Source organism: Pantoea sp. EKM10T (assembly GCF_011800685.1).
GTDB lineage: Bacteria > Pseudomonadota > Gammaproteobacteria > Enterobacterales > Enterobacteriaceae > Pantoea > Pantoea agglomerans.
The window spans coordinates 211,893-224,967 of record NZ_JAALEU010000001.1; the positions used below are offsets into that span (position 1 = coordinate 211,893).

A 13,075-nucleotide genomic window follows, 5' to 3' on the forward strand; every position below is an offset into this window, starting at 1 on the left:
GTTGTCGCTTTCGCGGCAACCTGTCAGGATAAGACTTTGCGATGCCCACCAGGAGCGAACCATGAACGCCCGTCAGAATCCCTTCTTTAGCGTCAGCACACTGCCTTACCAGACTCCTCCTTTTGACCAGATTGAGGAGCAGGATTTTCTGCCCGCGCTGCAGGCGGGCATTGAGGAGAAGCGTCAGGAGATCGAGGCGATCGCACTGAACAGCGACGCGCCCAGCTTTTTCAACACTTATGAGGCGCTGGAGAGGAGCGGACAGCTGCTCAACCGGGTGAATCTGGTGTTCAGTGCCATGACCTCGGCGCATACCAGCCCGTATCTGCAGCAGGTGGATGAGGAAATTGCGCCTCAGCTCACCGCGCTCAACGATGACATCATGCTTAACCGCCCGCTGTTTTCGCGGCTCGATGCGGTCTATCTGCAGCGCGCTAAACTGGATGCCGAATCAAAACGGCTGGTCGAGGTGATCTGGCAGCGCTTTCAACTGGCGGGGGCTAATCTGCCGGAAGCGCAGAAACAGCAGCTCAAGACACTGAATCAGGAAGCGGCCCGCCTCGGTACCCGCTTCACCAACAAATTGCTGGCCGCCACTAAAGCGGGCGGGCTGGTCGTCGATGATCTGCAGAAGCTGGCGGGACTCTCACCGGCCGATCTGGCGGTGGCGCAGGCGGAAGCGCAGGCACGCGGACTGGAAAAGCGCTGGCTGCTGGTGCTGCAAAACACCACCCAGCAACCCGCACTACAGAGCCTGGCCGATCGCGCAACCCGTGAAGCGCTGTTTAAGGCGGGCGTCACGCGCACTGAAAAAGGCGATGAGAACGACACCCGCGAGCTGGTATTACGTCTGGCGCAGGTCAGGGCGGAGCAGGCGCGGCTGCTGGGATTTGCCAGCTATGCCGAGTGGAAGTTACAGGATCAGATGGCCAAAACGCCTAAGGCGGCGCTGGCGTTTATGCATAACATCGTGCCTGCCGCGCGCGGTCGTGCGGAGCGTGAAGCGGCGGCTATCCAGCAGACCATCGACCAGCAGCAGGGCGATTTTACCCTGCAGGCCTGGGACTGGCGTTTTTATGCCGAACAGGTGCGGCGCGCCCGTTACGATCTGGATGAGAGCCAGATTAAGCCCTACTTTGAACTGAATTCGGTGCTGCAGAATGGCGTGTTCTGGGCGGCGACGCAGCTCTATGGCATCCGTTTCACGCCGCGACAGGATCTGCCGGTTTACCATCCCGACGTCCAGGTCTATGAGATTTTTGACGCCGATGAGACCCCGCTGGCGCTGTTTTACACCGACTTTTTTAAGCGCGACAGCAAAGGCGGCGGCGCCTGGATGAGCAACTTCGTCAACCAGTCCACGCTGCTCGACAGCAAACCGGTGATCTACAACGTCTGTAACTACACCAAACCGCCAGCCGGTGAACCGGCGCTGCTGAGCTGGGACGACGTCATCACGATGTTTCACGAGTTCGGCCACACGCTGCACGGTCTGTTTGCCAGCCAGCGCTATCCGAGCCTGTCGGGAACGGAAACCCCGCGCGATTTCGTTGAGTTTCCTTCGCAGATCAACGAGCACTGGGCCAGCGAGCCAGCGGTGTTCCGCAACTACGCTCGCCACTATCAGACTCAGGCGCTGATGCCCGCTGAGCTGCATGAAAAGATCGTCCGGGCCGCCACGTTCAACAAAGGCTACGAGATGAGCGAGCTGCTGGCTGCCGCGCTGCTGGATCTGCACTGGCACAGCCTTAACCGTGATTCCGCGCCGCAAAGCGTGGAGGGATTCGAGCAGCAGGCGTTACAGAGCGATAATCTGGCGCTGACGGCGGTGCCGCCGCGCTATCGTTCCAGCTATTTCCAGCACATCTGGGGCGGTGGCTATGCAGCAGGTTATTACGCCTATATCTGGACGCAGATGCTCGCCGACGATGGCTATCAGTGGTTTGCGGCACAGGGCGGACTGACGCGTGAGAACGGCGACCTCTTCCGACAGAAAATTCTGTCGCGGGGGAACAGCAGCGATCTCAAAACATTGTATGAAAGCTGGCGGGGCGGGCCTCCGCAGCTGGAGGCCATGCTGAAAAATCGCGGTCTGGCGGATTCATAGCAGAACGGGCTGTCACGCGCTGGTCGCGCTGACAGCCCGGTTTTATTCGTGTTAGCCCAGCGGGCCACCTTCAATGGTTTCGCACATTCCGGCCAGCACCCGTTCACCGGTTTCGCTTTTCAGAGAGTCATACCATTCTGCCGTGATTGCCGGATCGCGCGCATGGGTGACGTCACAGCGTTTGCGCGCTTTCAGTACCAGATCTTTTACCCGTTCAACCCGTCGCGCCTGATAGCGCAGCAGTGCATCTTCAATACCCAGTGAATGAGAAGCCAGCGTCGAGGCCAGTACCACGGCATCCTCCATCGCCGCGCAGCCGCCCTGGCCGATATCGGGCGTGGTGCTGTGGGCGGCATCGCCCAGCAGGGCCACACGTCCTTTAACAAAGCGGCTGAAAGGTTCAATGTCGTGGATCTCAACCCGATTGGTGGTGTCAGGATTGATTGCCGCGATCAGCTGCTGTACCGGCTCCGCCCAGCCCTGAAAATAGCCGGTTAAGTCCGCTTTCACCGTGCTGCGATCCTGCGGCAGTCCCTTCGGCAGCGGCACATCAAAGAAGAAGTAGAATCGATTGCCGCTGACCGGCATCAGCGACACCCGCTTGCCGTCACCGACAAAGGTGGTCCACTGATCGGCGGGCGCAATCCTCTCATCTATAGTGACCAGGCCATTCCAGTTAACGTAACCGGCGTAACGTCGTTCAAGCTTCTGCTCCAGCACATACTCGCGGATCACCGAATGGGTGCCATCGGCGGCAATCAGGAAATCGCCGGTGGCCTGAGTGTTGTCGGAAAAGGTTGCAATCACGCCACTGCCGGTCTGCTCGACCTGGATCACCCGCTTACCAAACTGCACCCGTTCACGCCCGAAGGTATCAATCAGCATCGCCTGCAGTTCTGCCCGCGCCACCGGACAGGGATATTCGCCAACCTGCTGCACCAGCGGCGCCATACTGAAGCGGGTCAGGGGCGCGCCGGTGGTGCCATCGTGATAGGCCATATAGGCCATGTTCCCGCCCAGCTCACGCAGCGCGGTTTTCATGCCCAGCGCATTCAGGCATTTAACCCCGTTGGGCCAGATGGAAATCGCCGCGCCGACGGGCTTCATCTCCTTTACGGCTTCAAAGACCTCAACGTCAATTCCGGATTTCTCCAGCGCAATGGCACTACTCATGCCGCCTATACCGCCACCAATCACGATTGCTTTCATAATGCTCTCCTGTCTGCATACGTCACTTCCTGCAACTTTTGTACCAGAGAGGTGGTGGTAGAGAGTTTCATATAAATAACAATGTAAATCATAGGCTTAATGTATAATGGGGGGCACCTGACTCCCGCCTTCCTCTTAATCAGTTGCACTGAATTGTGGCAAACGGGCGTGCAAAAAGGGTGCGGCTATAACCGTACTGCATCATTTGTTTCATTATCGCCCGTCTGTGTCTGTGTTAATCATCAGCCAGTGGAACGCGCCGGGCACTTTTCAGCATGGTCATTCTTATTACTTTAAAAGTTATTAACTAAAATCCTCATCCGCTTCGCTAATATTCCTGACAATTAATTAAACATTTACATAACAACTGGCGCGAATATTTCCCGGAAAATAATCGTTATATTCAATAAGGGGTTAGCCTGACACAGTTAAACACACCTGTTAATAAAAAATGCAAATTCATAACCAGACACAATTGTGTCTGTTTTAGCACCGTGCGCAATCATTAGCAAAAGCGTTCAGGCCGCGTCATTACGGGCTTTTAGGATATTGCTCAGACCCGCCAGTCACGATCACGTGATATAGATCACTCCGGACACAAGGACTCTGGAAGGCGAACATGAAAATTGGAATCACGAATAACCAGTATCCGGAGCAGCGTAATATCTTAGTTAATCCGGATAACGAATATATCAATCTGAAAAAGAGCAATCTGTTCTACTTTATTAATCCGTTACGAACCCGATTGCTCAAAAAAAATAAAACCTTTGTCTTTCAGCCTGTGCCTTTTTCAGGGGCATCGCGGGCTGACATCCTGCATCTGTTCAATGAAGTGGCGATAACCCATCAGAAGTGGGTCGCGTCGTTTGAAACGGAGCTGCCGCGTGTGCTGCCGGTGGCGGGCGTCGCCAAGCAGGATAACCCCGAGCTGAAACGCCTCATTCCTTATCTGTTAAAAGATAACTGCCTGGGGTTGATTGCCATCTCAGATGCCACCCTGAACATTCAGATGAAACTGTTCAGGCCGGATATTGCCCAGCAAATCCGCCGTAAAACCCTGGTGCTGCATCCGCCGCAGAAGCTGTTTGTCCAGCAGAAAACGCCGCGTCAGCCCGGTATTCTGAAACTGACCTTTGCCGGTAACGAGTTCTACCGCAAAGGCGGGGCTGAAGTCGTGCTGGCGATCAGTGAGCTGATCGAAGAGCGCAAACTGGAAGAGTCCCAGCTGGATGTGCAGCTGATTGGCGATCTCGCCAAGCGTCGTAACGTGGCGCACCGCCAGTTCCAGGATGATGAGACCTTCTATAGTGGCATTGAGAACCGCATCAAACGCTATCGCTGCTTCACGCATCATTCACAGATGGATAACGGCGCCCTGATGCAGCTGTTCCGCCAGAGCGATGCCGGACTGCTACCAACCTGGCAGGAGACGTACGGTTTCTCGGTACTGGAGATGCAGGCTAACGGCTGCCCGGTGATCACCAGCAACGTGCGCGCGTTGCCAGAGATTAATCCTGCCAGCGCAGGCTGGGTGATTGCGAGTCCGCTTAACGCTGACCGTGAATACAGTATTACCTCGCCAGAGCAGAAAACGCAGCTACGCCAGTCGCTGGTGGAGGGGCTGAAATCGATACTGCTCGCTATTATCGACCGTCCTGAGATGCTGCAGGAGAAAGGTGAGGCGGCGATTCTGCGCATCAAAGATCAGCATGACACCCAGCGTTACATTGCCCGGCTCAACGATATCTACAGCCGTGGCGTGATTAATGTCACTCAACATCCCCCTGTGGTCTCAATTTGATTAGATTTCTCTGACGGGGCGCGCCAGACTGGCCATACTTAGTGCAGCGTCCCTCTGGAGAACTCTTATGAAAATGATCATCAGCCTGCTGCTGTCCGGATTACTGGGCAGCAGCGCCTTCGCTCAGCCCGCACCGCTTTTTCCGGCCCGCGCGCCCCTGGCACAGCTGACGCCCGTCGCTGCCCGCTGCGATGTCTCCGCCTGTCAGACCAACTGCTACACAGAACAATCGCACTGCAACACACGGGACAACGGTGGCTGCAGTTCTCAGGCTCAGATGTGCGTGCAGGCCTGTGCCGACCAGTGTAAATAATTTAATTGAGTGAAGAATCCCTTAGTTGCCAATGAAAAAGTCTTTGTTTTATCTCGCGTTATTCTCTCTTTCTGCCAGCTGTGTCGCCGCCGATCTCTCTTCACAGCAGGTTACTTCTCTGGTTAAAGCCGCGATCGAACCGCTGATGGAGCAGCAGGAGATCCCCGGCATGTCGGTGGCGGTGCTTTACAAAGGCCGGGCGCAGTTTGTGAACTTCGGCGTGGCCGATCTCGAATCACGCCGCCGGGTCACGGAAAACACGCTGTTTGAGCTGGGCTCCGTGAGCAAAACCTTTACCGGCACCCTGGCCGGCGTCATGATCCGCAACGGCGAAATACGCCTTAACGATCCGGTGCAAAAGTACTGGCCGCAGCTGACCGGTGAGCAGTGGCGTCCGGTGCGGATGCTGCATCTGGCGACCTATACCGCGGGCGGCCTGCCTTTACAGTTGCCGGATGACGTCACCGATCAGGCTTCGCTGCTGCGTTTCTATCAGGAATGGCAGCCAGAGGCAGCGCCCGGCACGCTCCGGCAGTACTCTAACGCCAGCATCGGTCTGTTTGGTTCGCTGATGGTGAAAGGGGATTATGAGCAGGCGATGGCGCGAAATGTGTTTCAGCCACTGCGTCTGACGCGCACCTATATCACCGTGCCGCCCTCGATGATGCTGGACTACGCCTGGGGCTATAAAAATGGCCAGCCGGTACGGGTTTCACCCGGCATGCTGGATGCAGAAGCCTACGGCGTTAAATCCACCGCGCGTGACATGCTCACCTTTATGCAGGCAAATGTGGATCCTAACCGCCTCTCTTCGGGGAATGCCGTGCTGCGTAATGCCATTCGCACCGCGCAGGCGCGCTACTTCAAAGTCGGCACCTTGTTTCAGGGACTGGGCTGGGAGATCTACGACTGGCCGGTGACTGCCGACACGCTGATGGGTGACAGCGATAATGGTGTTGCGCTGCAACCCCGCCCGGCAACGCTGCTCAATCCGGTCGGGCCGTCGCAGAGCGCCAGCTGGGTGCATAAAACCGGTGCAACCAATGGATTTGGTGCCTATATCGCCTTTATTCCTGAGAGGAACAGCGGCATCGTGATACTCGCCAACAAGAATTACCCTAATCCGCTGCGTATAAAGGCGGCGTGGCAGATTCTGCAGGCGTTACAGCAGGAGAAGCCTGAGTAACAGGCATCACGCTTGCTCAGCGACGGGGTAAAGCTGGCACCGCCTGTTCATTTGCGCTAAAATAAAAATCAAATGAACAGGAGGCTGCTATGTCTATCGCCATCTACACACCCGCTCAGCATCGTCGCGACAATTCGCTGCTGCATGCCCTGAATCTGCCGGAAACACTGCCTGATGCGCACCAGCGTATTGCGGTAGGGTTCAGCAGCGGCGTGCTGAAACGCACGGCGTCGTTGTCCACCTTTGACGAGGGCTGGCTGTGCCGTCTGGCGGGCATTGATCGCACCACCTACAACCGCAAAGTCAAAGATCCGCAGCAGACCTTTTCGCCCGATCAGAGCGGACGGATCTACATGCTGATCCGCGTCCTCTCTGCCGCCAGCAAACTGTTCCGCGACGACAGGCAGCGTCTGGTGCAGTGGCTGGAAACGCCCGCCAAAGCGCTGGGCGGTAAGAAACCGGCGGAGATGACCACCACGGTGGCGGGTGCAGAAGCGGTGATTAACCTGATTGGCCAGCTTGAGCATGGCGTGATTACCTGATGGCGGTACGTTTCTTTCGCCTGGTGAAGAGTGAGTATGCGATAACCGCCTTTGATGGTTTTGGTGCCCGCACTTACGGGGGGCGCTGGAATTCCGTGGGAACGGTCTGTGTCTATATGGGATCAAGCCGGGCGCTCTGTGTACTTGAGGCGCTGGTTCATCTCACCATTCAGGATCTGTCACACGACTACTCAATGCTGTCGATTAGCGTCCCTGAATCGCTGATTACCGAGCTCTCGCTGGCGGCACTACCCGATGACTGGCAGGCCGATCCTGCGCCATCGTCCACGCGGCAAATTGGTGACGACTGGCTTGCCAGCCCGGATAACGGCCTGGTGCTGAAGGTACCGAGCACGCTGACCGGCGAGTGGAATGCGCTGTTCAATCCCCGTCATCCGGCAGCGGCTGGCATCATCAGTAAGGTGGTGGTGGAGCCATTTTTCTTCGATCCGCGTTTCCGGCTGCAGTAGGGCACGGATTCGCCACTTTCCTAAGCGCAACATCTCACATCACGCTGGGGCCTGCGATTCCGATAGCGCCTGCGCCGCGCAGATCAGCGCCAGATGACTCAGCCCCTGTGGCATATTGCCGCGCCAGCTCTGGCTGCGGACGTCATACATCTCATTGAAGATATCGACGTTACCGTGGCCGTTCAGCGTAGCCAGGATCTCCTGCATCGCCTGTTCTGCCTCATCCGCCTCACCCATCTCTGCCCAGGCTTCCACCAGCCAGAAGGCGCAGGCGAGAAAGGTACTCTCTTCTTCTCTGACCCCGCTGTAGCGATAGAGCATGGCGCTGCCGTCACCCAGTTTTTGCCGGATAGCACGGTAGGTCGAGAGCATCCGCTGCGGATTGACCGCGTTGCCGTAGCTGTGAACCAGCGCCAGCGACGCGTCGAGGCGATCGTCACTGCCGGCGTAAAAGAGATAAGCCTGCTGTTGCTCTGACCAGCAGTGCGACTCAATCCAGTCGCGGATACGGTCACGTTCCCGCTGCCAGCGTCCCAGCCAGGTCGGTTCGATATGCTGGCTTTCTGCCAGCGCCACCGCCCGATCCAGCGCCATCCAGCAGGCCATTTTGGAGTGGGTGTAGTGTTGCAACTCCGGCAGCTCCCAGATGCCGCAATCCTTCTGCCGCCAGTGATCGGCGCAGCAGTTCGCCAGCTCGCCCAGCATGCGCGAGGTGGTGATATCCAGCACGTGTCCCGCCTCGATAAAATGCTGCGCGGTGACCAGCATGTCGCCATACATACTGAGCTGCAGCTGGTCACGGGCATTATTGCCGACCCGCACCGGCTGAGAGTTCTGATAGCCGCTCAGCGGCGGATAACGCTCAGCGGGGACCTCATCACCATTCAGGGCATAGCAGGCGCGCAGCCTGACGCCATGGCGCATGATGGTCTGCGACAGCCAGGAAAAGGCCGCCTTACAATCTTCCAGCGCTCCGAGATAGACGAAGGCTTTAATAATCAGGCAGGCGTCGCGCACCCAGGCGTAGCGGTAATCATAATTTTTCTCGCCGCCGATCCCCTCCGGCAGGGAGGTGGTGGCAGCAGCAGCCAGTGCGCCGGTCGGGGAGTACCAGAGAAACTTCAGCGACAGGGCTGAGCGCTTCACCAGCGTCGGGTAGCGGCCCTCATAACTCAGGCTCTCCACCCAGCTGGTCCAGCCGGTGTGGCTGGTTTCAATCCGCTGATCGATAGCCTCCAGCGGCGGCACCGCCAGCGGCTCTTTCTCGGTCACCAGCAGCGCGCAGAGCGAGCGGGAACCGGCATAGGTACGCAGCGTGGCGCAGACCTGCTCGTCATCCAGCTCTGTGATCTGAATATCTTCGCTGGTGCGCAACATCGCCATGATCTCCGCGATGTGAAACACCTTGCCTTTCTCATTATCGGCCACCCACGGTGAACGGGTTTCGGCGGCGGTGCCGAAGCGCAGGGTGATTGCTAATTCCACTTCACCGCTGACACCCTCTATGCGGCGAGCCAGTTCGCACCAGGGCAGACGGCCCGCCAGCGTGCTGTTAATCGATTCGGTCAGCAGCACGGTACCGTCACGGGTTTCGAAGCGGGTCTCCAGCACGTTGCTGTTATCGCGGTAGCGGCGTGAGACCTGATAAGGCGCACGCGGGACAATCTGGAAGTAGCCACCGAGTCCGGCATCAAGCAGGCGATCAAACAGGGGCTTTGCGTCGAGATTGGGCGCACACCACCAGTCAATTGAACCGTCCGGCGCAATCAGCGCGACTGAACGGCCTTCACCAATGGCGGCATAGTCACCCAGGCCCGCAAAGCCCTCTTTTCTGACCGGCGAATGAAAGATCGGGTTTTCCATAATCTGCTTCCTTATATCACGGTGGCGAGGTTTCTTAAGCGGGGCAAAAGCGGGACAAAAAAATGGCCGCATTATGCGGCCACCTGAGTGAGATTACAGCGTACCGGTGCCGCCATCAGAACACCAGACCTGCCCGGAGGAGTAACTGCTCTCGGTTGAGGCCAGGGTTACGTAGAGTGGGGCGATCTCAACCGGCTGGCCCGGACGGCCCATTGGTGAGTCGGCGCCAAACTGCTTCACTTTCTCCATCGGCTGTCCGCCGCTGGACTGCAGCACGGTCCAGTACGGCCCTGGTGCAACGGCGTTAACCCGGATACCGTCGCCACCCAGCTGCTTCGCCAGGGATTTGGTAAAGGCGACGATGGCCGCTTTGGTCTGCGCATAGTCGAGCAGAATATCGCTGGGTTTAAACGCCTGTACAGACGAGGTATTAATAATGGACGCACCGCGTGGCAGATATTCCAGCGCCGCTTTGGTGATCCAGAACATCGCATAAACGTTGGTTTTAAACGTCGCGTCAAAATCTTCCGTACTCAGGGTTCGGATGGACTCATTAAATTGCTGACGACCGGCGTTATTAACCAGAATATCCAGGCCACCTAATTTATCGGCTGCCTCTTTGACCAGCTGCTGACAGAATTCTTCAGAACGAATGTCGCCCGGAATAGCAAAAACTTTACGGCCTTCCGCTTCGATTAATTTAATCACTTCATCGGCGTCGGGCTGTTCTTCCGGCAGGTAGTTAATCACCACATCTGCGCCTTCACGGGCATAAGCGATAGCCACCGCGCGGCCAATACCGGAGTCACCGCCGGTGATCAGCGCCTTGCGGCCGGTCAGTCGGCCCGTGCCGCGATAGCTGGTTTCACCGTGGTCGGGAACCGGGATCATTTTACTGGCCAGGCCTGGCGCCTGTTGTGGCTGGTCCTCAAAAGGAGGTTTAGGAAATTGATCCAGATCGAGCGTCTTGTTAGTTGGTGTAGCCATTGTATGCTCCTTGAACAGAGTTATCTGAGACATTAAGCCTGGCACAAATGTGATATTTGTCACATCTGACTGCTGATTCATTGAGCAGTTAAAACCAGAAGAACTTAATAATGCAGATAAAGCGTAGACAGAAAATCGGAACACTGTGCAGTAGCGTCCGATTATTTTTCAGTGCAGGGGCGGGATATTTAAAGCGAAGCGTAAGATCGGTTGTGGATTATTTCAGGGCGTAATTACATAGCGGAAGAAAATAAAAAAGGGCGGTTAACCGCCGCGTACCGAACCGCGCCAGACCACATCTACCGGATATATTCTCCGCTCCTGCTGCTGTTCATTTTTTGGCATCAGCGTCTCCGGTTGCGCTTCCGTCTCCACCAGCCAGGCAATGGCATCGCGGGCGAACTGTTCCACCGGCTGTGCAAAGGTCGTGAGGTTGTAAGAGGCCCACCCCGACTGCGCGATATTATCGTGTCCGATGATGCAGAGATCGTCCGGAATACGCAGCGCAAAGCGGTGACGCGCCTCATCCATAAAGCCGCAGGCGAGCAGGTCGGTGGCACAGTACACCGCATCAGGGCGAACTTTACGCGTCAGCAGACGCTGGGCCAGAATCTGGCCGCTTTCGTAAGAGGTGGTGCCGAACCGCTCCACCTGGACCGTGACGCCCACTTTCTGCGCGGCGGCCAGAAAATCCGCTTCGCGCTTCAGCAGACTCGGCGTTCCCGCCAGCGAATTCACAAAGGCGATGCGGCTGCATCCCGCCCGCACAAACGCGTTAACCGCCATTTCTGCGGCGGGGCGGGAGTCAAGGTTGATACTGAGCGTGCCGGGCAGGGATTCGTCGCGGTTAATCAGCACCAGATGCTGACCATGTTTGTAGCAGAGCCGGGTAATGCCGCTGTCCGGCATGCCGGAGAGAATAATCGATGCGTCGGCGCGAAAATTAATCGCCTGCTGCAGCGCGGCGGAAACGCGCGCATCGGATCGGTCAGTGTTAATCAGCATCGCCACTTTTCCCGCTTCCTGCAGATACTGGGTCATCCAGCGCACCAGGCTGGCACGGTAGGGCGTGTCAACCTCGGAGGCAATTAAGCAGACGATGCCGCTGCGGTTGCGCACCAGGCCGCGCGCCAGATGATTGACGTGATAGCCCAGTTCCTCCGCCGCTCTCATCACCCGCTGACGGGTAGCATCTGACACGCTGGCTCCCGGTGTAAAAGTGCGGGAGACCGCTGAGCGGGAGACGCCCGCCCGGTCAGCCACATCCTGCGCACTCACCACCGCCTTTAGCTGCTGCATGTTCTCTCCTCGCCTGACATTGTCTGCACTGAGTTTGCCTGAAGTTGCAAGCCTGTGCAAAAAATACAGACGGGCGAAAGGTTTCAAATTTGTGACAGCGACTGACAATTGCTTAACAACTGAATTGACACTACCTCAGGCCCGCCGTACTAATCTGCACACACGTTTGCACACATGTGCAAAAGCTGGCGCGCCTGCGTCATCCAGCCCAGGAGAACACCATGCGTTATTCCTCTCTGCTCGCTGCTGTAATCGTCTGCCCTATAGTGCCGTTTGCTGCCTCGGCGGCGGGCAATCTTAATATGATCTGCTCAGCCGATGTGGTGGTGTGCGAACAGATGACCACGCTGTTCAGCCAGTCCCATCCCGATATTAAACTCAGCATGGTGCGGCTCTCTGCCGGTGAAGCCTATGCCCGTATCCGCAGCGAGGCACGCAATCCCCGTACCGATATCTGGTGGGCCGGTACCGGCGATCCGCATATGCAGGCCGCCGAAGAGGGGCTGACCCAGGCCTATAAATCGCCACTGCTCGATCAGCAACAGCCCTGGTCACAAAAAGTGGCGGAGATCTCCGGTTATCGCACCGTGGGCGTTTATGCCGGTGCGCTGGGCTGGGGCTATAACACCAGACTGCTGGCGGAGAAAAAGCAGAAAGTGCCTGCCTGCTGGGCGGATTTACTCGACCCTGGCTTTAAAGGCGAGATTCAGATCGCCAATCCCAACTCTTCCGGCACGGCCTATAACACCCTGGCGACGCTGGTGCAGATCATGGGCGAAGACAAAGCCTTTGACTACCTGAAGAAGCTCAACGCCAACATCTCGCAATATACCAAGTCCGGCTCTGCTCCGGTCAAAGCCGCCGCGCGCGGTGAAACCACCATCGGCATTGTCTTTATGCATGATGCCGTCGCGATGGAAGTGGATGGCTTCCCGATTAAGCCCGTCGCGCCCTGTGAAGGCACTGGCTATGAGATTGGTTCGATGTCGATCATCAAAGGGGCACGAAACCTGGCCAATGCCAAAGCCTGGTATGACTGGGCGCTTAGCGCTGAAGCACAGTCGCATATGAAAGAGGCGAAATCGTTCCAGCTGCCCTCTAACCGCAAGGCGGAGATCTCTGAATATGCACCGCGCTTCGAGAACATCAGGCTGATCGATTATGACTTTAAAACCTATGGTGACTCAGCAAAACGCAAAGCGCTGCTGGGCCGCTGGGATAAAGAGATTGGTGCCAGCGCACAATAACGGTGGTGCGCCCCCGGCCACCTGAGCCGGGTCTGTGCCAGACCGCGGTGG

11 protein-coding genes are annotated in these 13,075 nt (G+C 57.1%); 7 read left to right on the forward strand and 4 right to left on the reverse strand.

Annotation, left to right across the window (positions count from 1 at the left end; genetic code table 11):
• Positions 1–61 precede the first annotated feature (61 nt).
• A complete protein-coding gene (gene dcp, locus HFD95_RS01005; RefSeq protein ID WP_167429718.1) occupies positions 62–2,107 on the forward strand; it encodes a peptidyl-dipeptidase Dcp in 2,046 nt (681 codons plus the stop codon).
• Between the two features lie 51 nt (positions 2,108–2,158).
• Here dcp and hpxO read toward each other — a convergent pair whose 3' ends face one another.
• A complete protein-coding gene (hpxO, locus tag HFD95_RS01010; protein ID WP_163637036.1) occupies positions 2,159–3,316 on the reverse strand; it encodes an FAD-dependent urate hydroxylase HpxO in 1,158 nt (385 codons plus the stop codon).
• 619 nt (positions 3,317–3,935) lie between these two features.
• Between hpxO and HFD95_RS01015 the strand changes: the two genes are divergently transcribed.
• The 5 genes from HFD95_RS01015 (at position 3,936) to HFD95_RS01035 (ending at position 7,628) form a co-directional block, all read left to right on the forward strand.
• The gene (locus HFD95_RS01015) at positions 3,936–5,117 is read left to right on the forward strand and encodes a glycosyltransferase family 4 protein (protein WP_022625633.1); all 1,182 of its coding nucleotides are present in this window, start codon (positions 3,936–3,938) and stop codon (positions 5,115–5,117) included.
• A gap of 67 nt (positions 5,118–5,184) precedes the next feature.
• Positions 5,185–5,430: a hypothetical protein gene (locus HFD95_RS01020; RefSeq protein ID WP_022625634.1), complete on the forward strand. Its 246-nt coding sequence runs from the start codon at positions 5,185–5,187 to the stop codon at positions 5,428–5,430.
• Between the two features lie 31 nt (positions 5,431–5,461).
• Positions 5,462–6,616 (forward strand): class C beta-lactamase, encoded by a 1,155-nt coding sequence (gene ampC / locus HFD95_RS01025; protein ID WP_060680228.1) that lies wholly within the window; start codon positions 5,462–5,464, stop codon positions 6,614–6,616.
• Between the two features lie 89 nt (positions 6,617–6,705).
• A complete protein-coding gene (locus HFD95_RS01030) occupies positions 6,706–7,158 on the forward strand; it encodes an antitoxin Xre/MbcA/ParS toxin-binding domain-containing protein (protein ID WP_010244850.1) in 453 nt (150 codons plus the stop codon).
• Positions 7,158–7,628, forward strand: a complete 471-nt coding sequence (locus tag HFD95_RS01035) for an RES family NAD+ phosphorylase (protein ID WP_033757682.1) — start codon at positions 7,158–7,160, stop codon at positions 7,626–7,628. Before HFD95_RS01030 ends, HFD95_RS01035 begins: the two co-directional genes overlap by 1 nt.
• A 39-nt stretch (positions 7,629–7,667) precedes the next feature.
• Here HFD95_RS01035 and HFD95_RS01040 read toward each other — a convergent pair whose 3' ends face one another.
• The 3 genes from HFD95_RS01040 to HFD95_RS01050 all read right to left on the reverse strand — a co-directional run bounded on the left by HFD95_RS01040 (position 7,668) and on the right by HFD95_RS01050 (position 11,777).
• Positions 7,668–9,491, reverse strand: coding sequence for a glycoside hydrolase family 15 protein (locus HFD95_RS01040; protein WP_033767271.1), 1,824 nt, complete (start codon positions 9,489–9,491; stop codon positions 7,668–7,670).
• Between the two features lie 93 nt (positions 9,492–9,584).
• Positions 9,585–10,478 (reverse strand): SDR family oxidoreductase, encoded by an 894-nt coding sequence (locus tag HFD95_RS01045; RefSeq protein ID WP_010670164.1) that lies wholly within the window; start codon positions 10,476–10,478, stop codon positions 9,585–9,587.
• Positions 10,479–10,742: 264 nt separating this feature from the next.
• Positions 10,743–11,777 (reverse strand): LacI family DNA-binding transcriptional regulator, encoded by a 1,035-nt coding sequence (locus HFD95_RS01050; RefSeq protein WP_062757664.1) that lies wholly within the window; start codon positions 11,775–11,777, stop codon positions 10,743–10,745.
• Positions 11,778–11,998: 221 nt separating this feature from the next.
• On the opposite strand from HFD95_RS01050, the gene HFD95_RS01055 reads away from it, so the two are divergent.
• The gene (locus HFD95_RS01055) at positions 11,999–13,024 is read left to right on the forward strand and encodes an ABC transporter substrate-binding protein (protein WP_033757674.1); all 1,026 of its coding nucleotides are present in this window, start codon (positions 11,999–12,001) and stop codon (positions 13,022–13,024) included.
• Positions 13,025–13,075: the final 51 nt, after the last annotated feature.

Excerpts from the sequence above, each read along its gene's own strand:
- hpxO (WP_163637036.1), bottom strand. The coding sequence starts at position 3,316 with ATGAAAGCAATCGTGATTGGTGGCGGTATAGGCGGCATGAGTAGTGCC.
- HFD95_RS01045 (WP_010670164.1), bottom strand. The coding sequence starts at position 10,478 with ATGGCTACACCAACTAACAAGACGCTCGATCTGGATCAATTTCCTAAA.
- HFD95_RS01050 (WP_062757664.1), bottom strand. The coding sequence starts at position 11,777 with ATGCAGCAGCTAAAGGCGGTGGTGAGTGCGCAGGATGTGGCTGACCGG.
- HFD95_RS01020 (WP_022625634.1), top strand. The coding sequence starts at position 5,185 with ATGAAAATGATCATCAGCCTGCTGCTGTCCGGATTACTGGGCAGCAGC.
- ampC (WP_060680228.1), top strand. The coding sequence starts at position 5,462 with ATGAAAAAGTCTTTGTTTTATCTCGCGTTATTCTCTCTTTCTGCCAGC.
- HFD95_RS01040 (WP_033767271.1), bottom strand. The coding sequence starts at position 9,491 with ATGGAAAACCCGATCTTTCATTCGCCGGTCAGAAAAGAGGGCTTTGCG.
- HFD95_RS01030 (WP_010244850.1), top strand. The coding sequence starts at position 6,706 with ATGTCTATCGCCATCTACACACCCGCTCAGCATCGTCGCGACAATTCG.
- HFD95_RS01015 (WP_022625633.1), top strand. The coding sequence starts at position 3,936 with ATGAAAATTGGAATCACGAATAACCAGTATCCGGAGCAGCGTAATATC.
- dcp (WP_167429718.1), top strand. The coding sequence starts at position 62 with ATGAACGCCCGTCAGAATCCCTTCTTTAGCGTCAGCACACTGCCTTAC.
- HFD95_RS01055 (WP_033757674.1), top strand. The coding sequence starts at position 11,999 with ATGCGTTATTCCTCTCTGCTCGCTGCTGTAATCGTCTGCCCTATAGTG.
- HFD95_RS01035 (WP_033757682.1), top strand. The coding sequence starts at position 7,158 with ATGGCGGTACGTTTCTTTCGCCTGGTGAAGAGTGAGTATGCGATAACC.